General features: G+C 65.3%; 30 protein-coding genes and 1 pseudogene. 24 read left to right on the forward strand and 7 right to left on the reverse strand.

Annotated features, from left to right (window positions below; all coding sequences use genetic code 11):
* Positions 1-109: 109 nt before the first annotated feature.
* Positions 110-1,039 carry an MBL fold metallo-hydrolase gene (locus ACZ69I_RS06425; protein WP_470830713.1) on the forward strand — a complete coding sequence of 310 codons (930 nt, stop codon included), beginning with the start codon at positions 110-112 and terminating at the stop codon, positions 1,037-1,039.
* On the opposite strand, the gene ACZ69I_RS06430 is transcribed toward ACZ69I_RS06425, so the two are convergent.
* A complete protein-coding gene (locus tag ACZ69I_RS06430; RefSeq protein WP_470830714.1) occupies positions 961-1,827 on the reverse strand; it encodes a helix-turn-helix domain-containing protein in 867 nt (288 codons plus the stop codon). The two genes, ACZ69I_RS06425 and ACZ69I_RS06430, sit on opposite strands and share 79 nt — an antisense overlap.
* Positions 1,828-2,167: 340 nt before the next feature.
* Between ACZ69I_RS06430 and fabG the strand changes: the two genes are divergently transcribed.
* Both fabG and ACZ69I_RS06440 read left to right on the forward strand, forming a co-directional pair.
* On the forward strand, positions 2,168-2,872 hold the full coding sequence (gene fabG, locus ACZ69I_RS06435; RefSeq protein WP_470830715.1) for a 3-oxoacyl-ACP reductase FabG: 705 nt from the start codon (positions 2,168-2,170) through the stop codon (positions 2,870-2,872).
* Between the two features lie 135 nt (positions 2,873-3,007).
* Positions 3,008-3,349, forward strand: coding sequence for a hypothetical protein (locus ACZ69I_RS06440; protein ID WP_470830716.1), 342 nt, complete (start codon positions 3,008-3,010; stop codon positions 3,347-3,349).
* Positions 3,350-3,869: 520 nt separating this feature from the next.
* Here ACZ69I_RS06440 and ACZ69I_RS06445 read toward each other — a convergent pair.
* The gene (locus ACZ69I_RS06445; protein WP_470830717.1) at positions 3,870-4,664 is read right to left on the reverse strand and encodes a hypothetical protein; all 795 of its coding nucleotides are present in this window, start codon (positions 4,662-4,664) and stop codon (positions 3,870-3,872) included.
* Positions 4,665-5,225: 561 nt separating this feature from the next.
* Here ACZ69I_RS06445 and ACZ69I_RS06450 point away from each other — a divergent pair.
* The 13 genes from ACZ69I_RS06450 to ACZ69I_RS06510 all read left to right on the forward strand — a co-directional run bounded on the left by ACZ69I_RS06450 (position 5,226) and on the right by ACZ69I_RS06510 (position 11,671).
* Positions 5,226-6,185 (forward strand): ParB/RepB/Spo0J family partition protein, encoded by a 960-nt coding sequence (locus ACZ69I_RS06450; protein ID WP_470830718.1) that lies wholly within the window; start codon positions 5,226-5,228, stop codon positions 6,183-6,185.
* An 84-nt stretch (positions 6,186-6,269) separates the two neighbouring features.
* Positions 6,270-6,566, forward strand: coding sequence for a hypothetical protein (locus ACZ69I_RS06455; RefSeq protein WP_470830719.1), 297 nt, complete (start codon positions 6,270-6,272; stop codon positions 6,564-6,566).
* The gene (locus ACZ69I_RS06460) at positions 6,563-6,778 is read left to right on the forward strand and encodes a hypothetical protein (protein ID WP_470830720.1); all 216 of its coding nucleotides are present in this window, start codon (positions 6,563-6,565) and stop codon (positions 6,776-6,778) included. The genes ACZ69I_RS06455 and ACZ69I_RS06460 overlap by 4 nt, the downstream gene beginning before the upstream one ends.
* Positions 6,779-6,802: 24 nt before the next feature.
* On the forward strand, positions 6,803-7,150 hold the full coding sequence (locus ACZ69I_RS06465) for a hypothetical protein (protein ID WP_470830721.1): 348 nt from the start codon (positions 6,803-6,805) through the stop codon (positions 7,148-7,150).
* Positions 7,151-7,176: 26 nt separating this feature from the next.
* Positions 7,177-8,061 (forward strand): hypothetical protein, encoded by an 885-nt coding sequence (locus ACZ69I_RS06470; RefSeq protein ID WP_470830722.1) that lies wholly within the window; start codon positions 7,177-7,179, stop codon positions 8,059-8,061.
* A 726-nt stretch (positions 8,062-8,787) separates the two neighbouring features.
* On the forward strand, positions 8,788-9,132 hold the full coding sequence (locus ACZ69I_RS06475; protein ID WP_470830723.1) for a hypothetical protein: 345 nt from the start codon (positions 8,788-8,790) through the stop codon (positions 9,130-9,132).
* Between the two features lie 37 nt (positions 9,133-9,169).
* Positions 9,170-9,442 (forward strand): hypothetical protein, encoded by a 273-nt coding sequence (locus tag ACZ69I_RS06480; protein ID WP_470830724.1) that lies wholly within the window; start codon positions 9,170-9,172, stop codon positions 9,440-9,442.
* Entirely contained in the window at positions 9,439-9,627 is a 189-nt protein-coding gene (locus ACZ69I_RS06485; protein ID WP_470830725.1) for a hypothetical protein, read from the forward strand. Before ACZ69I_RS06480 ends, ACZ69I_RS06485 begins: the two co-directional genes overlap by 4 nt.
* A gap of 200 nt (positions 9,628-9,827) precedes the next feature.
* Positions 9,828-10,106, forward strand: coding sequence for a hypothetical protein (locus ACZ69I_RS06490; protein WP_470830726.1), 279 nt, complete (start codon positions 9,828-9,830; stop codon positions 10,104-10,106).
* Positions 10,103-10,423: a VRR-NUC domain-containing protein gene (locus ACZ69I_RS06495; RefSeq protein WP_470830727.1), complete on the forward strand. Its 321-nt coding sequence runs from the start codon at positions 10,103-10,105 to the stop codon at positions 10,421-10,423. Before ACZ69I_RS06490 ends, ACZ69I_RS06495 begins: the two co-directional genes overlap by 4 nt.
* 151 nt (positions 10,424-10,574) lie before the next feature.
* Positions 10,575-10,760, forward strand: coding sequence for a hypothetical protein (locus ACZ69I_RS06500; protein WP_470830728.1), 186 nt, complete (start codon positions 10,575-10,577; stop codon positions 10,758-10,760).
* Positions 10,761-11,030, forward strand: a complete 270-nt coding sequence (locus ACZ69I_RS06505; protein ID WP_470830729.1) for a hypothetical protein — start codon at positions 10,761-10,763, stop codon at positions 11,028-11,030. It begins immediately after the preceding gene.
* Positions 11,031-11,047: 17 nt separating this feature from the next.
* Positions 11,048-11,671, forward strand: coding sequence for a poly-gamma-glutamate hydrolase family protein (locus tag ACZ69I_RS06510; protein ID WP_470830730.1), 624 nt, complete (start codon positions 11,048-11,050; stop codon positions 11,669-11,671).
* A gap of 26 nt (positions 11,672-11,697) precedes the next feature.
* Here the strand turns inward: ACZ69I_RS06510 and ACZ69I_RS06515 are convergent, their stop codons facing one another.
* A complete protein-coding gene (locus ACZ69I_RS06515; protein ID WP_470830731.1) occupies positions 11,698-12,318 on the reverse strand; it encodes a hypothetical protein in 621 nt (206 codons plus the stop codon).
* A 171-nt stretch (positions 12,319-12,489) separates the two neighbouring features.
* Between ACZ69I_RS06515 and ACZ69I_RS06520 the strand changes: the two genes are divergently transcribed.
* The 3 genes from ACZ69I_RS06520 to ACZ69I_RS06530 are packed head-to-tail and all read left to right on the forward strand — an operon-like array spanning position 12,490 to position 15,123.
* Positions 12,490-13,155: a ParB/RepB/Spo0J family partition protein gene (locus ACZ69I_RS06520; RefSeq protein WP_470830732.1), complete on the forward strand. Its 666-nt coding sequence runs from the start codon at positions 12,490-12,492 to the stop codon at positions 13,153-13,155.
* Positions 13,152-14,591: a methyltransferase domain-containing protein gene (locus ACZ69I_RS06525; protein WP_470830733.1), complete on the forward strand. Its 1,440-nt coding sequence runs from the start codon at positions 13,152-13,154 to the stop codon at positions 14,589-14,591. The genes ACZ69I_RS06520 and ACZ69I_RS06525 overlap by 4 nt, the downstream gene beginning before the upstream one ends.
* A gap of 4 nt (positions 14,592-14,595) precedes the next feature.
* Positions 14,596-15,123 carry a hypothetical protein gene (locus ACZ69I_RS06530; RefSeq protein WP_470830734.1) on the forward strand — a complete coding sequence of 176 codons (528 nt, stop codon included), beginning with the start codon at positions 14,596-14,598 and terminating at the stop codon, positions 15,121-15,123.
* A 110-nt stretch (positions 15,124-15,233) separates the two neighbouring features.
* Here the strand turns inward: ACZ69I_RS06530 and ACZ69I_RS06535 are convergent, their stop codons facing one another.
* Both ACZ69I_RS06535 and ACZ69I_RS06540 read right to left on the reverse strand, forming a co-directional pair.
* Positions 15,234-15,896: a hypothetical protein gene (locus ACZ69I_RS06535; protein WP_470831082.1), complete on the reverse strand. Its 663-nt coding sequence runs from the start codon at positions 15,894-15,896 to the stop codon at positions 15,234-15,236.
* A 126-nt stretch (positions 15,897-16,022) separates the two neighbouring features.
* Positions 16,023-16,163 (reverse strand): annotated as a pseudogene (locus ACZ69I_RS06540) (endonuclease domain-containing protein); the annotation flags it as partial.
* A 293-nt stretch (positions 16,164-16,456) separates the two neighbouring features.
* On the opposite strand from ACZ69I_RS06540, the gene ACZ69I_RS06545 reads away from it, so the two are divergent.
* Both ACZ69I_RS06545 and ACZ69I_RS06550 read left to right on the forward strand, forming a co-directional pair.
* Positions 16,457-16,999 (forward strand): hypothetical protein, encoded by a 543-nt coding sequence (locus ACZ69I_RS06545; RefSeq protein WP_470830735.1) that lies wholly within the window; start codon positions 16,457-16,459, stop codon positions 16,997-16,999.
* Positions 17,000-17,117: 118 nt separating this feature from the next.
* Positions 17,118-18,527 carry a terminase large subunit domain-containing protein gene (locus ACZ69I_RS06550; RefSeq protein ID WP_470830736.1) on the forward strand — a complete coding sequence of 470 codons (1,410 nt, stop codon included), beginning with the start codon at positions 17,118-17,120 and terminating at the stop codon, positions 18,525-18,527.
* A gap of 107 nt (positions 18,528-18,634) precedes the next feature.
* On the opposite strand, the gene ACZ69I_RS06555 is transcribed toward ACZ69I_RS06550, so the two are convergent.
* Positions 18,635-19,591, reverse strand: coding sequence for an HNH endonuclease (locus ACZ69I_RS06555; RefSeq protein WP_470831063.1), 957 nt, complete (start codon positions 19,589-19,591; stop codon positions 18,635-18,637).
* Complete coding sequence (locus tag ACZ69I_RS06560; protein ID WP_470830737.1) at positions 19,591-21,294, reverse strand: ParB N-terminal domain-containing protein; 1,704 nt, start codon at positions 21,292-21,294, stop codon at positions 19,591-19,593. Before ACZ69I_RS06560 ends, ACZ69I_RS06555 begins: the two co-directional genes overlap by 1 nt.
* A gap of 336 nt (positions 21,295-21,630) precedes the next feature.
* On the opposite strand from ACZ69I_RS06560, the gene ACZ69I_RS06565 reads away from it, so the two are divergent.
* Genes ACZ69I_RS06565 through ACZ69I_RS06575 form a run of 3 tightly spaced genes read left to right on the forward strand, consistent with a single transcriptional unit; the run spans position 21,631 to position 24,355 of the window.
* Positions 21,631-22,164, forward strand: a complete 534-nt coding sequence (locus tag ACZ69I_RS06565) for a hypothetical protein (protein WP_470830738.1) — start codon at positions 21,631-21,633, stop codon at positions 22,162-22,164.
* Positions 22,161-22,595 (forward strand): hypothetical protein, encoded by a 435-nt coding sequence (locus tag ACZ69I_RS06570; RefSeq protein WP_470830739.1) that lies wholly within the window; start codon positions 22,161-22,163, stop codon positions 22,593-22,595. Before ACZ69I_RS06565 ends, ACZ69I_RS06570 begins: the two co-directional genes overlap by 4 nt.
* A 14-nt stretch (positions 22,596-22,609) precedes the next feature.
* Positions 22,610-24,355, forward strand: a complete 1,746-nt coding sequence (locus ACZ69I_RS06575; RefSeq protein ID WP_470830740.1) for an ATP-binding protein — start codon at positions 22,610-22,612, stop codon at positions 24,353-24,355.
* The last annotated feature ends 14 nt before the right edge of the window (positions 24,356-24,369 follow it).

Genomic DNA, 24,369 nt, shown 5'->3' on the forward strand with positions numbered 1-24,369 from the left:
GCAGCCCGGCACCAGCTTGTTCCGGCTCACCTCGGCGGGACCTCCACTTCCAATGCGCCGCCGATTTATCATGCTCTGTCATTCTTTCTAGTTTTAATGGATCTTTTCAGTGCCTTCCTCTGCCCTCCAGCAGCTGTCCGCCACGACATGGGCGTGGATCAACGACCGGTCGGGCTGGGGGTTCAGTAACTCCGGTGTGATCGCAAGCGACGGCCAAGTCCTCTTGGTCGACACGCAGTACACGCTTGAGGCGACGCGCAGTCTGCTGAGTGCCGTCACCGCGGCCCTGCCGGGCTCGGAGATTTCCACAGTCGTGAACACACACGCCAACGGGGATCACACCTGGGGCAATCAGCTCGTTGAGGGCGCGCAGATCATCACGTCGGAGCGTTCGGCCCGCCATGCTTGCAGCGAGCTGAGGCCCGAGCATCTGACTGCCCTGTGCGCCATCGGGGATACGACAGCATTGGGCGCATACGTCGCCGCCCACTTCGGGCACTTCGACTTCAGCGGCATTCACGTCACTGAGCCCACCCGCACCTTCACAGGGCGGGAGGAACTCAAGGTCGGAACGGCTCTGGTGGAGCTGCTGGACCTTGGGGCCGGGCACAGCGCAGGCGACGTTGCGGTGTACGTGCCGCAAGAGCGCGTGGTCTTCGCCGGGGATGCGCTGTTCTCGCAGGCACACATGGTCGTGTGGTCGATGTCGTTGAGAGGCTGCATCCGCGCCTGCCAGGCGCTGCTAGACACCGGCGCCGATGTGTTCGTACCTGGACACGGGCCACTGCTGGGCCGTGCCGGAGTCGTGGAGATCCGCGACCAGTTGGAGCAAGTGGAGACTTCGGCAACGCAGTACGCGGAGCAGGGCGTGCCCCTGGCCGACGCGGCCCGCCTGGTCTACGCGGGCCACGTCGGCAACTGGACGCATCCGGAGCGCCTGTTCACCCAAGTCGCGGCCGCCTACGCCGCGTCCGGCGCGGCCGAAATGCCTTCGAGCATGCTTGAGTTGGCGGGCGGAATGGCCTCTCTGGCGAGGTAGTCGTCACTGGTCGGCCGGATGACCATGACACGGATGGTGTCGCGCATCCGCCCCAACATGACGAACTCGACCTCGATCTCTTCGTCACGCAAGGGCAGGTACAACCGCCGCCTGTCGCCGTCCGGGTGCGTGATGGCGGTGACGTCCTCTTCCAGAATGCGGCGCGCGTCCTTGCTGCCAGATTTGATGCGCTCGATCACCTGAGCCAGGCGTTGGTTCTCAGGGTCGGCCCGCGCGGCAATGCGCAGCTGCGACGCCATGGGCTTGGCCCAGTCCTCTTCCCAGTTGATCAACTGGATACGCGCCTCGGGGAAAGCGAGGCACCACTCCATGATGTTCAACCCGGGGTAGAGGAAAGGGAATTCACGGCCTGCCGCCTCGTTGAAGACGCGGACATCCCAGTTGTTGCTGTCGAAGGTGTACGCCGGCACGGACAGACTCATAACGATGTCCCTCAGAGCCGGGTCGACGCTACTGGCGTCAGGCCGAGGACGGGGCGTGGGCGCACGGCTGGTCACCTCAAGGAAGAGGTGGGTGCGCTGATGCTCATTCAAGCCGAGGACGCGCACCAGGCATTCGAGGAACTCCTCGCTGTACGCCTCTGGTACGCCTCGTTCAAGTTTGGAGTACCAGCCCTCCGAAACCTGAGCAAGGATTGCCACCTGTGCCTGCGTGAGGCCCTTTCGGCGAGGAGTTCCGAACGCCGCCGTGAACCCGGCCACAGCCCTCGGATCGCGCGCTTTGCGCCACGCGCGCAGCATGCGCGCACTTTGCGGCAGATGCGCCATGAAAGTACAGCCCCCAAAGGTAAAGATGCAGAAAAGATTTACGAGACCTTAACGCCTCTTCAGGGACAACGAGACATCACTCAAGGTGTCCCGCATGCCACCCATGGCAGACAAATCCGGACAAGAGATTGCCCGAGGATACCAAAACCCGTCGTGCCGCTACCGGTTCCCCTACTCCCAGTACCCGCAGAATCGTTATGAACGTTCTCATTTTCGGGCAAGGTTGATCTTCATGCCGCTCGGGAGCCCCGCTCCCCGCCCTCACTCAACGTGGACGTCACCCCCGGAGCGCGCGCCGCGGCACGATTCGCACGACCTTGAACCGAGAGGTGTTTCCCTCATGAGCCGAAGCGTCTTCGTCACCGGCGGCAACCGAGGTATCGGCCTGGCCGTGGCCCAGTCGCTGGCGAAGCGCGGCGATCGGGTCGCCGTCACCTACCGGTCGGGACAGCCCCCCGCCGGCCTGCTGGGAGTGCCGTGCGATATCACCGACCCTGAACAGGTAGAGACAGCGTTCGAGAAGATAGAAGCCGAACACGGGCCGGTGGAGGTGCTCGTGGCGAACGCAGGCATCACGCGCGACAAGCTGCTGATACGCATGACCGAGGACGACTTCACCAGCGTCCTGGACACCAACCTGACGGCCGCCTACCGGGTGGCCAAGCGCGCCAGCCGGAGCATGCTGCGCGCCCGTTGGGGCCGGATGGTATTCATCTCCTCCACAGTCGCTCTGCACGGCGAGGCAGGCCAGTCCAACTACGCGGCGGCCAAGGCAGGACTGATCGGCTTCGCACGCAGCATCGCCCGCGAGTACGGCTCGCGCGGCATCACTTCCAACGTGGTGACACCGGGGCTCACCGAGACCGACATGAGTGCTGCGCTGCCCGCGGAGCGAATCGCAGCGATGCACGAGCAGATCCCGCTCGGCCGCTCAGCGCGACCGGAGGAGATCGCAGCCGCGGTGAGCTTCCTCGCCAGCGAGGAAGCCTCCTACATCACCGGCGCAGTCGTACCGGTGGACGGCGGCGGGGGAATGGGGCACTGACCCCAAACGGCGCCAGGTACAAGGGGGACGCGCCTAATACGCCGAGGGCCTGGCCTCGGAGCGGCGGCTGTCCGCAGAGACAGCCACTGCGCAGGAACCGGGCACTCCCCGGTCCTGGCGTTCCAAGGGGGCCAAGTGATTGACGAAGAGCGCATCAAGGCGCTCGCCAACCTGCCCAGCCCACGACGGGCGGGCTCCGAGACCGATACCACAGGGATCGTGCGCGTCCTCAGCGGCCTTCACGGCGAAGCCGCCGCGATCACGCAGCCGATCGCATGGACCAACGGCCTGTGTGCGGAGCATCCGTTGAAAGACGGTAACTCGCACACTCCCGTCGCGCCCGAACTGGCCGACCGGGTGTGCCGCATCTGCCCGATCCGCGCTGCCTGCCAGAGCGCCATCAGCGCAGCCATGCCCATGTCGGCACGCCGGTGGCGCAGTTGGGCGAACCGTAAAGACGGTTCAACCGAGCAGTAGACCGAGAACGCCTGTGGGTGCCGGAGACAGTCCGGCACCCACAGGGGTCATAGGGCTGAAGGGGCCAATACAGCCCAGAACATCGGCCACCGCATCCAGCCGCCTCTCGAAACGCTCGCGGACAGTGGTGACAACGCCTCGGCACCGCGCGGATGGGCGGCTGCCCGCTGTCTCACCGCGGCTCAAAGCATGCCGGGTCCCACCAGTAGTGCCGCCAATACCGGACGGGCCAGTCGCCCTCCACGAAGGTGACGCGCGCCTGAGCTATCTCGCCGCTCCGATGCTTCAGGCGCGTGTGGATCTCCGCCTCATCGCGCCGAGCCGTCCCGAGTAACATCCTCACCTTCTGTTTCTTGGCGGGCGCGGTGCAGGTTTGACCGTCACCGATAGGTGGCCACTGTCTATCAGTGAGGGTCCAGGAGGGGCCGAGCGGCCAACCATCGCATCGGGTCAGGCCCACCTGTCAGGGGTACAGGCTGGGCCGCCGGAGTCACGGAGGGCCGCTGGACCATGTGTTGCCCTAGCGGCAGCGGATGACGTCCTGCATGGTGTGCCCCTGGGTGCCGTTGGCCCACTGCACCTGCCAGCGGATGGCGCACTCTCTGGACCGCATTTCGTCTTCGGTCAGCTGGCGGGCGGTCAGCTCGACCGTCTTCTTCTCGCCCTTGGCGATCTGGCACCTGACCCTTGCTGGGCGGCCCCTGCCCGGCTCGGCCGTTCCACAGCCCGGGGTCGTCGATGAGATTCCATGGCCATCGAATGTGAGGCGCCCCTTGGCCTCGCCGTTGCTGGTCACGGTGACGGTGAAGGGAGTCTCGGCGTAGACGTCGCGACGCTTCGGTGTCGTCTCGACGGTGAAGGGCAGGTCCTTCCTCGGGCTGGTCAGGGTGAAGGTGCTTGTCACCGTGCCCTCGATGTGGGTTCCGCTGAGCGGTTCGTTGTTGTGGGCGTGCGCCGAAACGTCGGCGACCACCGTGTAGGTGCCGGGGCCGACATACGGAAGGGAGCGGTTCACCGTCCCGTCGGCGACCTGCTCACCGTTGCGGAGCATCTTCCACGTGCCGGACATGTCGCAGTGCTTCCATTTGCCGGTGAGGTTCCAGCAGTTGGATCCCGTGGCGATGGTCATGAACTGGCCTGCCTCGTCGACCTTCGCGCACAGTTTGACGTTGGCCTTGTTGGTGCGACCGCCGTCGAGCGTATGGATTCTGCCGCAGTGCTCTTCGGGTCCGGCCTGCGCTGCCGCCCGCTGAGAGACGGCCGGGGAGGCGGTGGCGGTCTGTGTGGTGGGCAGGCCACAGAGCGCGGTGGCCACGGTCAGGGCAGTCAGGAAGGTCCGTCGCATGCCTGGGATACCTCGCATCGCAAAGCAGAAGGGGTGAACGGATCCGCAGTCTGGACCGTGCGGCGCCCCCCGACGCCGAGTTCTCCGTCCGCGCCGCTCCACTTCACCTGATCAGCCCGGGTGAAAACGGACTGTCCCAGAGCTGCTGGAATCGTTGGCCAACTCATGTTGAGCGTCACAGCTGTTGCGACCGACATCGAGTGACAACCGTGGCCAGGTATCACTGACGGGCACCCATGACCTGAGGCTTAGCGGCAAAAGCTGGCCACCCACCGGTGACGGTCACAGCAGGAACCCGAAGCCGTCGGGCTCGCACTGCCGCGGAGCTATGGTCGTGCCGAACTCATGGACGAAGCCCTGGGCGTGAGCCGACCGGAGGGCCCCTCGTCCCCGCAGGTCAGAGCCCTGATGCTGCGTGACTGAGGTCACTCCTGGGTGCGTTGCCGGGAGTGGACACCCCCCTCATAAAGAGTAGAATTTAGGTACACGGTGAGGGCAAGAAACCTCACCACCTACTCCAAGGAGCATCCCGTGCAGCGCGTCCTCAAGATGAGCCAGGTCCACCGCAACCCGCGTCAGCCGCGCGAGTACTTCAACGAGGACGCGCTGAACGAGCTGGCCACGTCGATCGACAAGTACGGCCTCATGCAGGCCATCGAGGTCCGCCCCGACAACGAGAAGGGCGGCTACGAGATCGTCGCCGGAGAGCGCCGCTGGCGCGCACACCAGATCCTGGGCCGCACCAAGATCCGCGCCACGATCATCTCGGAGAAGGACGAGCTTCGGCGGTTCAAGCGGTCGATGTCGGAGAACGTGACCCGTGAGGACATGACGCCGTTCGAGGAGGCCCACGGCTACCAGCGGATCTTGGATGAAGAAGAGGGCGCGACCATCGAGTCCGTGGCCGCTGACTTCGCCAAGACCACCACGTACGTGAAGCTGCGCCTGGCACTGCTGGACCTGCGTATCGAGATTCAGGAACTGGTGCAGGACGGGAAGATCGGCACGCAGGCAGGCGTGCAGATCGCCGCGCTCAACCTCGCCAACCAGGGCTCGGTCCTTTCGAAGTTCGTACGCGGCGAGTTCGCCTCCGACAACGAGATCGTGCACTTCGCCTATGCAATGAAGCAGCAGCAGGACCAGGCGGTTCTGCTGGTCGTCGAGGAGATGACCGAGGAGCAGCGCACCGAGCGCGCCGCCGCGCAGAAGAAGACCCGGAGCACGCTCGACAAGATCGAGCAGGTTCGTGAGCTGCTGGACGAGATCGCCCGTACGAAGCCGATGAAGCTCGCGGAGACGCTGGAGACGCAGGTCGGCGCTCGCCTGGACCAGCTTGACCGGGTCGCGGAGTCGCTGACCAAGGCGCGGTTCCAGCTCAAGCAGGCCAAGGCGCACGCCGAGGCCCGCGAGCTGGTCACCGTCAATCCGGAGGCCGAGGCGGACGGCACCGCTGAGGACGTCAGTGCCGAGCGCGAGCTGGCTGCCGCCTGACCGTCACTCCACCCCGGGGGCGGGCGACAGCGCCCGCCCCCGGCTCTCACCACCAACAGCACTGCACCGGAAGGCCATTTCGTCATGCGCTTCAGCGCGCCCCTCACTCCCGCGCAGGCCGAGCTGCTCGGCAAGGACATCGGCACGATCGCCGCGATTGCCGCCCAAGCCCTCAACCATGCACACGGTGTGGATCCCGAACGCCTGCTGGCCACCTTCACCTCGTCCACCGCGTTGGACGTCACCGCGGGCCGTTACTTGAAGCACCTCGAGGACGGATTGCCGCGCGGAGAGGCCGCGAGCCGCGCAGCCACCGCCCTCGTACACGACTGGGCGGACGCGGCCCTCGAAGCCTCCTCGGACAGGAAGTTCCCCGCGTGAGTGCCGGACCGGAGTGGAGCGGCATGCAGCCCGCCGACTTCGACCTTGCCGCCGCACATCAGCTGCCCGTTCGCGCGCCGGTACGCGTGCCCGCACAGCCCGACAGATACGGCACCGAAGCCCTCTTCGGTGCCCCCGTCCACGAAAGCCGCCCCTCCCCCAGGCCCGCCATCCGGCCCGGCGACATCGAGGGCCAAGACGAGCTGTTCTGACCCTCCGGAAGGAACCCCACTCTGATGAAACTGTCCCTGGACACGCTGCTCAACGACGTCCGCAGCGCCCTGCACCGGCAGCACTTCTTGCCGTATGCGCCGCAGGCGAACCGGCAGGGCTGGCGCACGCAACCCACTCTGGTGGAGGGCATGGCCGCCGTGCTCCTGACCTGGCACACCCCGGAAGCTCATGAGCCTGATGAAGACCTGCGTCGGCTCGGGGAGGCATCCGAGTGCCTCCAGGTCCTGGAGCGCCTCCTCGAAGAGGACTTCATCATCGGGCGGCTCTACGCGGAGCCGGACGATCCCGGAGCCGGCCGGGTCTTGGTCGCGCTCCTCGTCTTCCCCGGCCGCGGTCGCGGAGAACTCTGACCTCTCCCCTTCGGAAAGGCACCTTCATGCCCATCTACCTGCCTGCCCCCGATCCTGAACGCCCCCGTGACGGCAAGGGATACAACCGGCTCAGCCTGAACGCGCACATCGGCTCAGGCGCCCCACAGTGCGCGCTGCTGCCCACCTCCTACCCGGCTCTTCTGGACAGCTACGACACGCGGCGCGCCCGGTGGGGAGGCTTCGGTTCCTGCACAAGGGCAGGGGCCTGCGAGAGCTGCCCCATCATGCGCCAGCCCCTGACGCCGTCGCTGGCGCCTGTGGTGCCGTTCAACGCGGAGAAGGTCCTCGCGCGCGTCGACACCACCTATCTCGACGGGCCCTCGTCCACCGCGACCCCGGTCACCCGCCTGTGGATGACTGATGACCCCGACGATCCGCACTACCGCGACAACAACGGGCAGATATGGGACTGGTTCAGACTGCGTCACGCCCGGGGCTGGGATCTGGGGCGCGCTCACCGTGACGGCATCGGGGAAGGCTTTTGGATGCACCGCACTCCCTACGCTCCGGCGCCGCACGTCGTGGTCCGCAGCAGGCAGCGCACTTCGTTCACCCGGCATGTCTTCGTGGTGGTGACGACGATCATGGCGTCTTTGACCTGTTACGGGCATTGCCGCCACAGTGACGACCTGCTGCTCAACACGATCGGCCATCAGGTCCCTGACGCCGCCGATGACGGGGCCCTGCGGGTGCGTCCTTGGACCCTGCGCTTGCCCAACTCCGATGTTGCCGGGCAGTATGTGGCGCTCGATTCTCATCGGGGTGCGTGCACGCTCGTTTTGCGTGAGGGGCAGGATGCCGTCTGTCGGCTGTCGTTCAGCGGATGCACCTGGACGGCGGCCCAGATCCAAGGTGCGGCGGCGGCGCTCCTGCGTCATGCGGTGGGTTGAGCCGTGGTCGCATACGTTCCCCCGCGCCCCTTCTACCTACCGGGCGAGCATCTTCCCAACACGAGGTCTGAGCCGTGGGGTTGCCGTGCCTGCCACACGGAGTGGCCCTGTGCTACGGCGAGCGCCTACCTGACGATGGGCAGGTGCCAGTGTGGGTCCCCGACCTACTGGGAGATTCGGTGTCCGCGCAGCTGGCACACCGGGCCGCTCTGCTACAGCCCAGCCGACAAGTTGCGAGCGCAGGCTGAGGAGATCCACCAGTACCACCAGGCGCATCCGCACTATCCGCCGTCGGGGCCGGCGAAGGTGCGGCGCAAGCGGCGTCAGCGGCCGCCGTTCCGGCATGTTCCCCGCGGCCCGGGCGATATCGGGCCGGGGACATGGCTGTGGGTGAAGCCGGGTGGCCTACACCCGGGGTGGGGGGACATCCACCGCCTGGCGATGCTGATCCGCCCGGACCGCGAGGTCTGTGACGTGTGGGTGCATGACGACGGCACCGTGCATCAGGTCAAGCCTCACTTGCTGCTTCTCGATCCGAGCCCGATGCGGGCTGCTGCCAACGCTGCGGACCGGGCTGCTGGAACGCCCCGACGGTGGCTTCGGTGGACTGTCGCCGAGCACCTGGCACACGGTGATCTTGCTGTCGGTGCAGCCTCGCAGGATCGGTCTGTTCAGCCGAGCCTGTTCGACTGCGATACAACTCGGCAGACCTGAGGGCCAGTTGTGGTGGTCGAGGTCACGTCGGGGAGCTGGACACCCTCATGGAAAAGAGTAGAATTTATACAAGACGGAAGGGTTCACCACGCCCAGGCGGACCCGGAGAGGGGAATCACGCTGACCGCCACGACCATCGTCGACGCCTACGAGGTGCTCGGCACCCTGGCGCCCGAGTGCGACCTGTGCGAGGGCTCCGGGACGATCACCTTCCTCCTCGGCCCCTACGAGCACTCCCGAGAGTGCGACCAGTGCCACGGCGCGGGCCGCTACCTCGCATGCCCGCACTGCACCGACGGCGTCGACCCTTCCGGCGACACCTGCCAGACCTGCGAGGGCTTCGCCGCGCTCGCTTGACCTCATATAGGTCACAACCCAACGGAGGAATCGCATCATGAATCTCGGAGATGGCCTCGTCTGTGAAGCCCTGACCAAGGGCCTGCACGCCAACCGGTGGTCCACAGCGCAACTGATCCACCTCGCCATCGTCCTGCCCGACGAGGCGGTCCAGCACTTCGAGCGCCCCACAGATGGCGGCCCGGACTCCTGGCGCGCCACGACGTTTGAGGACAGAGCGTCGGGCTTCACCTTCGACGAACCCATCACAGCCGAATGGGGCGTCACTCTCGACACCCTGGCCACCACGAACGAACGGACCACGTCATGACCTTCGACCAGCACACAGTCGTCACGCCTGCCAAGCCCACCCCCAGCGACAAGCTCAGGCCGTTCGGCCGCATCGTCAGCCACGCCGAGGCCCCGCTCGCCGGGGAGCGGATCAACATGGTCCTGTGGGACGGCGCGGCCAAACCGCTCGCGTACTACGACGACGAGCTCGCCATCGTCGACTGACCTTAAATAGGTCGCGATCGAAAGTCGTGTTAGGTTCGTTCACGTGATCGAGCCCAGGCACGGCCCGACCACCAACCCACTTCTGGACGGGCAGCGACCCCCCGCGCCCCGCCCGCCCAGAACGGCTCGTCCGATACGAGCCACCCCTCCGGCCGGGACCCGCCCCCAGCGGGTCCCGGCCCACCCATGGAGAACCAGAGATGCCTGCCACCCGCCACACCGAAACGCCCCCAGTCGCGCACGACGACCTGTACCTGGCTCACATCGCCGAACGGTATGGGCGCCCGCTGCACGAGATCCTCTGGGAGGAAACCCGGCGTCCCCTGCCCGAACTCCTCAAGGAACGCCACCGCCGCCCCCGGCTCTCGCCCACAGCCACGCCCCAGCGGAGCACGCCGCAGCCCGACCCGGACGCCGCTGCCCACCGCGCAGTCCTCCTTGAGGCCGACGCCCCTCGTCGCCGCCGGAGCACTCCGTGACCGAGGAACAGTTCCGTCGGCACGTCCGCAAGATTGCCGCCCTGCGCGGCTGGACCCTCACCTACCACACCCACAACTCGCAGCGCAGCGACGCCGGATGGCCCGACGAGGTCTACGGCCACCCCAAGGCCAAGCGCGTCATCTTCGCCGAGTTCAAGTCGGACACCGGGCGCATACGCCCCGCCCAACGCGACTGGCTCCACCACCTCCAGGCGTGCGGATTCGAAACCGCGCTGTGGCGACCCAAGGACCTCGACCGCATCGTCACTGTCCTGGCCCCCGACGGCCCCCGAGCCCAACTTCCCGACTCCTTCTGACCAAGGACCCGCATCGTGCACTACAGCTCCAAGCAGGACACCGCCATCCCGCCCATGCCCGGGGCGACTTGGTGTAGCTCCTGCGACAGCTGGTTCAACCCGATCACCAACACCTGTCGCTGCAACAACCGCTGACCACCAGCGAGAAGCCATGAATCCCGCTACCGACCATCAGGGCCACGCCCTCACACCGGGCCCGCTCCCCGGGCAGGCGCTCACCGAGATCGCCCGCCTGGCCAACGCGCTGTGCGAGCACCTCACCGACGATCAGTGGCGCCTTTCGGCCCGCATCCGGCAGCTCGCCGAATCCACCCTGCACCACGCCGGAGAACGCTAAATGCACGCCCGATTCCAGCCCCTCCCCGACAAGCGCCACCCGCACGAGGCATACGAGACGGCTGCGGCGCTGCGCGACCGGCCCCGCGAGTGGGCCCACGTCGACACGCACCCGAACAGCAACCGGGCCTCCAACCAGGCCCATCGCATCCGAACCGGCAAGCTCGCCGCGTTCCGCCCGGCCGGCGCATTCGAAGCCACGATCAGAAGCGACAGCGAGGACACCACCGACGTCTACGCCCGCTACATCGGAGCGCCCGCCGCACCGTGAACCTCAGCAGCCGCACAATGGCAGTCGACACGTACAAGAGCTTCGCGCAACTCGCCGCTCACGAAACTGAAGGAGTCGACTGGTCGCGCGAAGTGCGCCGCGTACCCGGCTCCGACCTGGCGCATCTGGCTGTACACGGGGGCGGTATCGAGGTCGGCACCACCGAGGTCGCGCACGCAGCGGCCGGTGACAGCCACAACTACTACTCGTTTCACGGGAAGAAGAAGGACTCGACGAATCGAGTCCTGCACATCACGTCATCCCGCTTCGATGAACCCCTGTGTGAGGCTCTTCAGGCTGACATGGCGCGCACCGTGTCGTGGCACGGCTTCCACAGCAGCGACAAGCTCACCGAAGTTGGCGGCCTGGACGAGCAGTTGGGGCTCTGGGTCACACGGTCGCTGCGGCGTGCGGGGTTCAGCGTGCAGGCGGCCTCACCGGACCGGGCCGGGCGCAATCCCCGCAACATCTGCAACCGTAACCTCGCAGGCCAAGGGCTCCAGTTGGAGCTGTCGACGGCGCAGCGGGCAGCATTCTTCCGAAACGGCGACACCAGCGCCGTCAACCGGAAGAACACGACCGTCGAGTTCGCCCAGTACGTCGAGGCGATCCAGCTCGCGTATCGCCGGTTGCATGCCTGACCGCCCTATGAGGGCGGCCGACTACCTCACGCGGGCATACGCCCCGGAATGTGCCCCGTCCATCTGCCCCGCTCGATGATCCCTCCCCACTCACCGCGCGGCGTCGCAACGGGCGGAGGCGCATCTGTGAACCCATTCGCCCACAGGGCGCCAGCTTGCACCTTCAAGCTCGGCTCGAAGGGCACCTGAAGTCCGTTCGACTCGGCGGGCGGGATTGAACGCCACCCCCAGAGCTCAGCGAAGAGGCTCCCCCCGAAGCGGACCTCGTTCCCTCGCCAGGCCACACACGCGCCCATCGTCTCGAAGTCCACCCACGGCGCCACCCAGCACGGCCACCGCTCATCCGCCGTGCCCTCGCCCCACACCTCGACAGCCGCGATGCTCGTACGGGTCGCGGCTGTGACCAGATCGCTGAGCGTCTGCGCATCCAGAGCTCCTGGCCCCAGGCCACTGATCTCCACATCCAGCGCAGTCCACTCCTGCGGATGCTCGTCATCTTCCATGTCGGCTTCCCCTTCGTGGGTAAGCCACTCCTGCTCCGTCTCCAGGCTGATCCTCACGTCCGTGAAGACCACGGGGCCACGGTCGATCAGGTGCAGGGACGAGTCCAACGGGGTCAGGCGGATCGTCGTACCGTGAAAGGTCACGCGTGCAGCTCCTTCATGAAGGCGGGGCTCCTCGTGCATACGCCCACGCCGGGAGCCCCGCAAGGGCGCCAGTCCAACTCGTCCGAATCCGCTGGCACTCCGGGTGGTCAGCAGGACCAGGGCCATCGCCTGATCACCTAGGCTCGATAACGGGCGTGGGGCTGGAGCCTCATGCCCACCGCCACCCGCATCCCGGCTTCGCTCGCGGATCTCGCCGTCACCATCGCCGAGTTGGCGCCGTACCACCGTAATCCGCGTACCGGTGACCTCGACTCGATCACCGAGTCCCTGTCCACACACGGGCAGTACAAGCCGATCGTCGTCAACCGCGGCACTCTGACGGGCCGCCCCAACGAGATCCTCGCCGGCAATCACACCTTCAAGGCGGCCAAGCAGCTTGGCTGGACCGAGATTGCGGTCACCTGGCTCGACGTCGACGACGACACGGCCGCGAAGATCGTCGTCGTCGACAACCGCACCTCCGACCTCGCCGGGTACGACACCCTGCTGCTGGCGGACATCCTCCAGGACCTCCCCGACCTGAAGGGCACCGGTTACGACCAGGACCAGCTGGATCAGCTCCTGGACGAGACCGCGCTGCCCGAGCCGATCGAGCTGCCCAGCGACGGCGCTGGCACCGGCGCGGCGGCCACCGTCGACTACCTCCAGTGGGGCTACCTCCAGTGGTCTTCCACGCGGGTGCGCATCACCCAGGCCGAGGTCGAACTCCTCGACGCCCTGTACAAGGCGTTCGTGGACCATCACGACTCCGACATGGGCTTCGGCTGGCACGTCCTCAACGACGAACACCGCGCCGAAGAAGGGGCTGCGGCGTGAAGAGCCTCGACGTCCGTTTCGATCCCGCCTATCCGCTGTCGAAGCTGCGGCCCGCGGACTACAACCCGCGGCGCCTGTCCGAGGACGCCTTCGTTCGGCTGCAGGCGTCGCTGCGCAGGCACGGTGTGGTCAAGCCTGTGATCCTCAACGCCGACGGGACCCTGGTCGCGGGCCACCAGCGAACCAAGGGGCTGAAGGCGGTCGGCCTGGACACGACCCCGGCGATGATCCTGCCGCAGAAGGTGCGGCTGCAGGACGAGATCAAGTTCAATCTCCTCCACAACCGGGTCGAGACCGAGTCGTCCGTCGTCTACGCAGAGCCGGGACCGATCGGACAGTGGTGCTGGATTCCGTGGCAGACCATCGAGGTCGAGGAGTCGAAGAACCTCCCCTTCCAGCAGGCGATCGGCTTCATGACCGCCGCCCACGGCCCGTGGGGCTCGGTCGTCATCGATGACCAGGGCCGCATCGTCCTCAACGCCGAGTACGCGGCCGTCGCCAAGTCCCAACGCTTCGACGTGCTCGCCTGGACGGTCGCCTCTTTCGATGCCGGGCATCTGGTTCAGGATCTGACGGGCGAGTACGGCGTGTACGACTGGTCCGGCCTGGAGGACCAGGCCCCGGTGTGGAACCAGCACATCGTGCAGCCCAACCGGCTGCGCGAGCACTCCTCCAAGGCAAAGGCCGACAAGGTCCGCTACAAGTCCGAGGTGTGGGAACGGCTCGTACTTCCGTGGCTCACCACCTCGGACCGCGTCGTGGACTTCGGCGCCGGCCACGGCGACTACGCCCGCCACCTGCGTACCAAGGGCTACCGCGTGCAGGACTACGAGCCGTACCGCACCCTCAAGGGCAAGTACTCCATCGACATCCGCACCATCGTCGGCCAACTCCGCGGCATCGAACGCGAACTCCGCGAGAACGGCCTGTACGAGGTCGTCGTCCTCGACTCGGTCATCAACGCCACCACGAGCCTGGACTACCAGCACTGGGTCCTCACCACTGTGAATGCCCTGTGCGCCGCCGACGGACAAGTCTGCATCGGGACCAGGAACTTGGACCGTGAGGTGGCGTACGAGAACTCCGACCACTCGATCAGCCGCGACTCCACCCGGCTCGCATTTCTGGACTCCGAGAACGTCGACATGCGGTTCGTGCGCGGCAAGTGGCAGCGCATCCGCTACCACACCCCCGAGTCGCTACGCGGACTCCTGTCCCGCTACTTCGAGGACGTGCAGATCAGCGACACCACCCGAGCCACCGTGAAGGCGACTTGCCGCAAGCCGCACCCCCTCCCCGACGCGGACTACGAGAAGGCATTTTCCGAGGAATTCAACATGCCCTACCCCAATGAATTCCGACACAACAAGCACGACGGAATATCGTCAATTTTGATAGAATTGACCAAGGAAAGGAATTCCGAACTAGAGGAGTGAGCAAGTGGAAATGGGGGCGGAATCAGGCCGCGTTCGCGTAGACATCGAAGCCCGCGACAGATACAGCATCATGTGGCTGGCCGGCATACGCGACATCGACCTGACCCAACACTGCCTGAAGACGTTCGCCGAATGCGACCGTCCCCACGTCAGCACCAAACTGCGATACCAAACGCTGCACCTACCACCCGAGAACCCGCCCGCAGCCTGGTACTTGTGCGCACTGCCGATCCCCTGGGACTGGTCCCGCAACGCACATCTCGCCTTCGAGTACGCACCCGGCGAGACCTGGGACGGCGAGGCACTCGTCCGCGGCCTCGGCGTACGGCTCAGCAACGCCCGCCCCATCACTGGCTGGGGCGAGCACTCCATCCCGCACGACGCTCCCAAGAGGAGCGCAAGACTTCATCGCACGTGCAGGAACTGGCAGTTCGCGTGGTGGCTGAGAATCAACCGGAGCCTCCCCGATGCCACATCCATCCCGCCACACAGCTCGATCGAGAGTGGGCCGGAACAGCTGACACTGCCCTGAGCCAGCTGGCTAAGGGCTGTCCCTCAGCGTGATCAGCCATGCCCCGCATAGCAGGGCACTGCGGCCTGGCAGATGTGATTGTGCGTGAGGACGGATACAGGCCGGTGTCCTCACGCACTCGCATCACTGGAGTTCCGGCTACACCAGTACGCACACAACTTCTGCCAATGCCAACGGGCCTTGGTGAAGGCAGACCAACGCGGATCGGGCAGGTCCCCGTCTAGATCCTCCAAGGCGATACGCACGGCGAGGTCAACCCACCGCGGGGAGTATGCCTCACCGATCACGGTACGGAGCTCCTCAGCGTCGGCCGGTTCGTCAGTCACCCAGCCCGTTGCCCGCAGTTCCGACAATGTCAGTGAGCGACTCAGCAGGATGGGCACCACGTAACGCACGAAGGCATGGCGCTTCCCTTCGTAACCGGATGGCTGCACGCTCGACGTGTCGCCGGCTCGCCGTAACTCGACGAGATACTCCAGCGCCCCCGGAGTGTGATGCGCGAACGTCAGACCCCGAGGCCCCGGAGAGTTCACCCCATCGTCCGCCTCAAAGGCAACCGAGATCCTCAGGTGCGGTGGCACTCGCCTGGGATCCTTCAGGCGTGCCAGAACCTTCTCGACCTCTTCATCGTCGATGAGAGGGCCTGTCTTGGTCCACACCGTGTCACGGTCAAGCGGCTCAAGCACGATCTCAGCCCAATACACATACCGTTGAGTCAGTTGCGACTGTACGGCGGCCAGTCGCTTGAGGTATTCCTTCTCAGAAATTCCCATATAAGGAAAGTCATTGGAAAACCGACTCAGGTCCACGGAGCCGGTGAGTGCGTAGGCTCGATGTAGGTCGCCGGCAAGGGACTGAAACTTTCGTGGCGGGATACGAAGGGCCGCCTCCAACGACCCGAGACGGCTGTTGCATCTCTGACAGAGCGCACCACGCACAAGATCAGTAGCGTGATCGTGGTCGACAGAACGCGCGACATGCCCGCAGATCACACAGTTCGGGTGTGCCGCGAGATAGGAGGCCCTGCCCCTCTCGGTCATTTCGCTATAGCGCAACTCACTTGCCTCTCATCGAAGTTGGGTTCCCCATCTACTGCTTCCTCCTCATGAGACGGAAGCGGCCCTGCGGATCCGCGTCAGCCCCTTCGACGCCCAGGAAGTTGTAGCAGGAGCCTCAGACAGCCAGGGCAGGGTGAGCATCCTGCCTGCCGATTCCGGGTCACGCTCTGCCACACCGCGCTATGCCCAGCGATGAAGCTCAGCACTAGGAATTCCCGGACCGGCGCTCCGGTGCGGGATCATGGAGAGCGGGCGCGGGGCCAGGGAGTTGTGTCATGGGCCGCCCCAACCGGGCCACACGGGCTGCCATCACCCAGCGCCGCGCCGACGCCATAGATCTGAAGCTCGCCGGGGTGGACTGGCTCACCATCGGCCGCAAGCTCGCCGCTGACCCGGCCATCAACTCCGACGGCATTGCCTACCCCCAGGGGTACGGCATCGACAAGTGCAAACGCGGCCAGGAACCCCCCACAGATAAGCGGCTGATCGAGCTCGCCTGCAAGGACGTCTCCAAAGCACTCGCCGAGCGCACTACGGCCCTCGATGAGAGCGCCGACGAGCTGCGCCAGCTCATGGTGGAGCGACTCGAGCGACTCTTCTTCGGCGTCTACCGGGCCGCGATCCGCAACGGCGACTACCAGGCCGTCGACCGCGCAGTACGCATCATCGAGCGCAGCAGCCGTCTCCTGGGTCTGGACCGGCCCGTGCGCACGGAGTTGTCCGGCCCGGACGGTGGCGCCGTCCAGGTCGAGACCGCGGGCTTGGAGGAGCTGGAGCGCCTGATCCACCTGGCTGGCGGCGAGGGTGGGGAGGGCTGAGGAAGCGGCGGTCCTCGACCTCTATCGGACGCTGCCCGCCCAGCGTCGCCGTGAGATAGCCGCCGCCTCCAGCCCTCAGCTCCGCGCTCGACTTCTCCGTATCGAGCGGGAATTGGCGATGGACCGTTCACCGGGCGCGATGGCCGCCGTGCTCACCGACGGGCGGGAGATGCAGGCCCCGCACCTGGGGCTGATCGACGCCGCCTTCGAGCAGGTCGCCGCAGGCAAGCCGACACGGCTGCTGCTGACCATGCCGCCCCGGCACGGCAAGAGCCGCCGCGCCGCCCGGTGGGCGCCGCTCTGGTACTTGCGGCGCCGTCCCGAGCACCGGGTGATGATCGCCTCCTACTCGTCCGACCTGGCTGACGATCACGGCCGATGGATTCGGGACGCGATCCTCAACTACCACCAGCAGCTCGGCATCAGCCTGCGGCCCGGCTCGTCCGCCGCCAACCGCTTCGACCTCACCGGCACCGAGGGCGGCGCGGTCATGGCCGGTGTCGGCGGCGGCCTCACCGGCAAGGGCGCGCACCTGGCGGTGGTCGATGACCCGATCAAGGACGCGGCCGAAGCGTCCTCCCCCACGATGCGGAAGCGGCTGTGGGAGTGGTGGCAGGCCGTTCTGCTGACCCGCATCGAACCCGGCGGCTCGGTCATCCTGATCCAGACCCGCTGGGACGAGGACGACCTCGCCGGCCGTGTTCTGGCCGATGAGGGCGACCGATGGACCGTCATCGACTTGCCCGCCCTCGCCCTGTCGGACGACGACGCCCTCGGCCGTTCGGTCGGCGCACCGCTGTGGCCCGAGCGGTATGACACCAACGCGCTCGCAGAGATCCGCCGCTCGGTGGGCGAACGGGTGTGGTGGTCGCTGTACATGCAGCAGCCGCGCCCGCAGGACGGCGGCGTGTGGCAGTGGCCCTGGATCACCAACAACCGTGTCACCGCTGCACAGTTCCGCGGCATCGACCTGACGCGGATCGTTGTCGCCATCGACCCCGCGGGCGGCGAGTCCGCCGTCGGCGACGAGACCGGGATCGTGGCTGCGGCACGCGACCGCGACGGCCACCTCTACGTCCTGGACGACCGCTCCGGCAATCGTGGCGCCGACGCGTGGGGCCGTGAAGCGTGTCTACTCGCCATCGAGCTGCGCGCTGACGCCATCGTGGTCGAATCGAACTTCGGCGGCGACATGAGCAGCCAGATCCTCCACCAGGCGTGGCAGGAGCTCGCCCGCGAGCAGCGCACCGAGAACATGCTTATGCCCGCCGTGCTGCCCGTGACCGCCAAGAGCGGCAAGCGGCTGCGGGCCGAGCCGATCGCCCAGCTCTACGAGCAGGGGCGGGTGCACCACGTCGGCGAGTGGCCCACGCTTGAGCAGCAGATGGTGACCTGGGTGGCCGGGATGGATTCGCCAGACCGTATGGACGCAGCCGTGCACGCACTGACACAGCTTGCCGACCCCCTGCAGGGCGGAGAGCTAAAAACGGCACCGTATGCGGACGGACGGCTTCACGGACGCCGTTAGTGGTCGAACTGCCCGTCAACCAGCTGATCTGCGTCAATAAGCGCCGCATGCTGCAAGCCTTGCTGCTAGCGAGTCGGCGCATCCTGTTCAGAGATCTAGCGATCCCCTTATGTAGCGAGAGAGGCGGCAAGACGCTTGGGCCCGATCCACCTGTCCAGACGCCATGGATCGTGTTGCTCACAAAAGACGGCCAGGTTGACCGGCGTTAGCGCACCGTTGATGTTCCGCGGTCCTGCGAAGAGTTCACTGTCCTCGATCTTCGCTGTGCATCCGTCCACGAATTCACATCGTCTGCGCGTGGCTACGGTACGCAGAACCCAAAGGGGCTGAGGCTGCGTCACTGGGCCAAGGGCTTGGTGATCGAATATCCCGGCAGACCACGGAATCGTGTCGTAGATGTTTGTGTATCTATTCTTGACAGAGTTGCACCACCCACAGGCGAGGCGCAGGTTTCCGATCGCCGTCCTTCCGCCTTCCACGACGGGAATGACGTGATCCACTTCGATGCAAAGCTGGCTGGCGCGCATGCCGCGAGGACGCGTGAAATCGACCAGGGGCGGCATGGGTGGCTCGTCAGGAGCGACTCCGAGGAACTTATCTCGCGCGTGATTCTCGAATAGGTACCCGCACAGGTAACACCGAGGTTCTGGTTGGCCCATAGCCCACAAGTCTTCACGCATGGCGACTCCGATCGCGGATCGCTTGCGCCTCCTCCTGGCGGCGACGAGCTGCCAGGCGAACTTCGTCAGCACGCGCGCGTACTTCTTCCGCTCGTCCGCGGGGACCTGCGGGCTGACGGCATTGAAGTACTCGAGTATGGGTGCGTGGAGGTGCCCGATGCTGAGTTCGCTGTCGAGCTCATACGGCGCAAGGTCCACCAAGCTCTCGATGAACCATCGTCCCCAGACCGTTGACAGGTCCCCGCGCAGGAGCCAGCCGTGGTTTCCGGACACGACCTCTGGAACCGTGTACTTCGAGAGAGTCTTGAGCGCCTCGTCGGACCAGTTACTGTCCAAGGCGTTTTTGATCTCGGCGAAAAACTCACCGACCTCTTGAGGCTGCATCACGCCCCAGCGGCGGGGTTGTACTCGCCCTCCTTGGGCAGCGACTCGGGATTCCTCCGGTAGTCGTACCAGAGTCGGCTCCAGGTCCTACGGATAAGGGGCGTGTCCTTCTTCTCGACGTTCCAAAGACGGTTGAAGTAACCGTCCTGGACCCCTTCGAGCCAGTCCGCCATGGTGGAGTCAACGTCCTCAATGCTGTTCAGTGTCCGCTTGTGCATGCGAAGAAACTCGAAGTAGTCAGCTGCGAGGATCGTGAGGCTGATCTTGTTGTACAGGTTGCTTTGCGTAGTGCCCCAGGCGTTCTTGGCCTGCGGGTCGTCAGCACCGAACCTGTCCCTGATGTTCGAGTAAAACCTGATGAAGACATCCCTCCAGGGCCCATCCGGCCTTGCCCACTCCTCGGCCTTCTCCTCGTGGGTATCGAAATCGGCGACAAGGGCGCTGTCGTCGAGGTGGTGCTTGCCCCAGACGCGTGCCCAGTCGGTCTTCTGTCCGTAGATCTTGCCGCCCGACAACTCACGGAAGATGCCCACGAGGCCCTTGAGGACTGGCCACTGCAGGAGGGCCCTGTTATCCCCTGCAATGCCCGTTTGTACGAAATTCTTGAACGGGCTCTCATCAGCACGGGTCAGATAGGCGATGGCCTGAGAATCATCGAGCTTGATACCGGCGTCCTTGAGCCGCTGCGCTACCGGGTCCAGCTCTTCCTTGCTCAAGCTCGTCGACACGATGGTTCCAAGCAAGGCCTTACCCATCGGCGTGGCCTTCTGATTCACGACGACAAACTGGAACACGTGCTCGCTCGGGCTGGGATCGAGCAAGAGGGAGACCGGAAGACGCCTCGCATGTTCCGCGATGAACGCCGCCTTCGCCTGCGCCGGGTCCTGGCCGTTCTCGGCAGCCTCAAGAAGAAATGCCTCTCCGTCCTGGCTCTCGGCGAGACTCGCCGCAGCAAGTACAGCGCCCTTCAGCCGGTGCTGACCGTCCACGAGCATGACCGGCTTGAGATAGCTGATCATCGCTTCCCGGTCGAACCCGAGGATCTTCTTGGGCTTCGCGTCTGCGTCTAGGGCTTCGAGGACTCTGATACGTCCCTTGAGTTCAGTGTAGAAGTCGATCAGGTGGGTTTCATCGGTCAACAGCACGCTCGCCGCGTCTGCGTCGTCACCGTTCCCACCCTCCTCCGCTGATGCCTCGGCGTCTTCGTCGTCCTCTTCTCCAACGGCGTCGAGGCCGTGCTCTTTGCGCGCCCTGTCTATGATCGAGGAGAGGCGTTCCTGGTCGAGCGTGGCTTCCTTGAGCTCCGGCATGCGGGACTCTAGGCGTACGACCACTCGGGACATGAGTTCCAGCAAGGACGTCTCGCTGAAGTCCTCACTCTCGATCATCAAAGTGCCGAACTCGGGCGTGTCAGGGAGTGGAGTGAACGTGACAGAGGTGTCGCTTTGGGGTGCGGCCAGGAGCGGGTTCTGCACGATGTTGCGCTCGTCGTGGTAGAAGCTCGACAGCTCCCGAATCCTTGTTGGGCTCTCCTGCCGCTGGAAACCGATGGTCTCTTCGTTGTCGAGACGGCTGCGCTGAGGCACCCCGACCCACTGGTCAATCTGCGTGGCCGGAGCGGCAAAGAAGACCAGAGGCTTGCCTGACGGAGTCTGCTGCGTGATGTGAGCGGGGTACTTATAGGTGATCGTCTTCGCGTTCACGCAGGGGCCTCCAGAGCACCGATCCAAGATGCCCCAACGCTACCTGGTGGGGGTAGTCGCCCGCCGCAGGTCTGCGATCTTCCGCTGGCACCAGGCCCTGACCTGCGGCGAAGCCGATCACGCACGTAATGTTGCAACTCGTGTGAGGGGATGGGCTGTTGAGCTGTCCCCTATGAGATGTAGGCGTTCCGCCAGCGGCTGTCGGTGGCACGTTCTACAGTCTTAAGAACCTGCTCATGCCGAAGTCGACCGTACGGCGACGCCGGCCAAAGGGAGAGCGGGTCACAACTGAGTGGGTCCGGCCCATAGCAGCCGGGCACCCGGGGAGGGGCTTCAATGCTCCAGCTCAGCGGCGTGCGCATCGACGTGATGTGCCGTCTGTACCAGAAGCACAAGCAGAGGGCCTGGGACGGCGAGTACCTCGACGTTCTCGACACCGCCCTTAACCTCACACTCGGCCACAAGCGTGCGGCTGAAGATCCCGATCTCCTGTGCCGCAACGTCATCAGCGACGCACGCCGCACGATCCGCCGGTCACAGGCAAACGCCCGCAAGGCTGCCGCATGCCGGCCGCTCGCTGACGCAGCCCGCCGCCGCGTATGCACCACGGCCACCGACGGCGCACGCAAGGCCGAGATGATCACGTACGACACCCCTGAAGCCCAGGCAGTCGTAGCCGAGACTCTGCAGGAACTCTCCGCCTTCGCATCAACCCTCGGCCCACACGGTCCGGGATGCCTTCAAGGGATGCTCGACATGGCGACCGTATCTGCGTCCGCGCAGCAGACAAGGGTCTCTGTCGCGACAGTCGAGCGAACCCGACGCGCCCTGCGCGCACAGGCCGAGAGACTGCTCTCGGACACAGTGTGAGCGCCCCCACCATCCAGATCGGCGAACCGTACAAAGGCAGCGCGAGCATTGCCTTCCGGTTCACCCGGGCCATTGTGCGCATGCAGATCCCGGTCGGCACCATCGGTGCATACCTGCTGCTGCGCCATGATGAGCAGCAGACGAACGCTCTGTACGTCGGACGTTCGGACACCTGCCTCCGGCGCCGCCTGACACGCCATCCGCTGATCGGTCGCGCCACCCACTACGTGTGCGCACCGGCCCGAGACCGCCACCAGGCTTACGCGATCGAATCCTTCTGGTACCACCGGTACGCCTCCGCGGAGGGCTCGGTCACGAACCAGATCCACCCTGCCAGCCCTGCGGGCACAGGCCGCCGCTGCCCCTTCTGCCCCGAGCAGGCCACTAAGCGGGCGCTGTTCCGCGCCCTGCCCCGTCCCCGCAATCCGTAGATCAGGAGCAAGCCATGACCAACAGCAACAGGGGCGCCATCCCCGTAGTCCTCTCCGGGCAGGCCCTGCTGAGCCTCCGCGAGTCCGGACACAACTTTCCCTCTGCCGTGGGTGAGGTGATCGACAACAGCATCGAAGCCCGCGCCAACAACATCAAGATCCTCACTGAAGAAGTGATGAAGGGGCGCAGGAAGGCCATCGACCAGATCGCCTTCATCGATGATGGCGAAGGTATGGATGACGACACCCTGCATCACTACCTACAGTTGGGCTTTTCGAAGCGGTTCATGTCCGAGAAGACCATCGGCAAGTTCGGTGTGGGGGCGAAACTCGCCAGCCTCAGTGTGGGAACGCGTATCCAAGCCTGGTCACGTACGGCCGGAAGTGATGCCATCAGGCACGTGTCCTTCGACCTCCTTGAGAGTGTCGATGCGGAGAAGCGCGGTGAGGCTGTCGGCATCGACCCGCCGGATGACGAACCCCTCCCCCCTCACCTCGAGGAGCACTTCCCTGAGGGCTCGGGAACGTTGGTTCTGTGGTCGAAGATCGACCGGGTCTCTGACGGCCACGGCCGCAGTACGCCAGACCATGTTCGAAACGAACTGAATAAGGAACTGTCGCGGATCTTCCGCGAGTTCCTCTGTGGCGGGATCAGCATCAGCGTCGACCAGCTGAGCCTCAAGCCGCACGATCCGACATACCTGCGGAAGGGCACGTGGGTGGACCACGTTCTCACCGAGGAGCTCTCCCGTGCCGGCGAGGTCACCCGCACGAATGGCGAGGACGTGCACTTCCACGGCCAGGTGTTCTTCAACGAGGAGGTGAAGGTCCAGGGGTCGGATCACAAGATCCGGGTCGTCATCACCCTGGCGCCGGTGGAGGTCTTGCGGCACAAGGGGGCCGGTGGAGATGCACTCGCCAAGAAGCTTCGGGTGCCTGGCAACAATGAAGAGGCTCAGATCAGCTTTATGCGACTTGATCGGGAGATCAGCTATGGCCGCGTGGCCAAACTGTTCCCTGGTTCAATCGAGACGCCGGACCGGTACATCGGCTTTGAGGTGCACTTCACGCCCGAGTTGGACCGGATGATGGGCGTCCGCAATGTGAAACGCGGAGCCGTGCCTGCTGACGAGCTCCGTAAGACTCTGGACAACATCGCCAAGAGCATCATCCCGAAGGTCCGCGAGGAGATCAAGCGTGTCTGGGGGGTCGAGGCTCGCAAGGACGCAGTGAAGTCCGGGGAGCACGCACCCATTGCACGCGCCGTCAAGAACGCAGAGCGGACGATGCCCAAGGGCCGTGTCAAGCAGGTTCCCACGCCGGTCCAACGGGACAGGGAGTACGACAACCTGGCGAAGGACGCCGGACGGAGCTCGACTGAAGAGGAGAAGGCTGCCTACGTACAGGAGATCAAGGACCTCCCGTTCGTGATCGAGACAGTCGACGTACCGGGCGATGATCTGTTCCAGCTCACTCATCTCGAAGACCAGACGATCATCCGGCTGAACCAGCGACACTACTTCTACCAGGAAATGTACGAACCGCTGCAGATACTGTCGAAGGACGGAGGCGCCAGCAGTGGCCCGGCGAACGTGTCGGCGACAGCAACCCGTGCGATCGAAGCAATCACACTGCTCCTCGTGGCGTACGCGAAGGCCGAGTCCATGCATGAGACGCCGATCGATCAGTACAAGGAACTGCGGAAGTGGTGGGGCAGCTTCACCGAGCAGTACCTGACCAAGATCAAGGACGTCCTATAAGGATCAGGTGACAT

Source organism: Streptomyces sp. NPDC036815 (genome assembly GCF_055609205.1).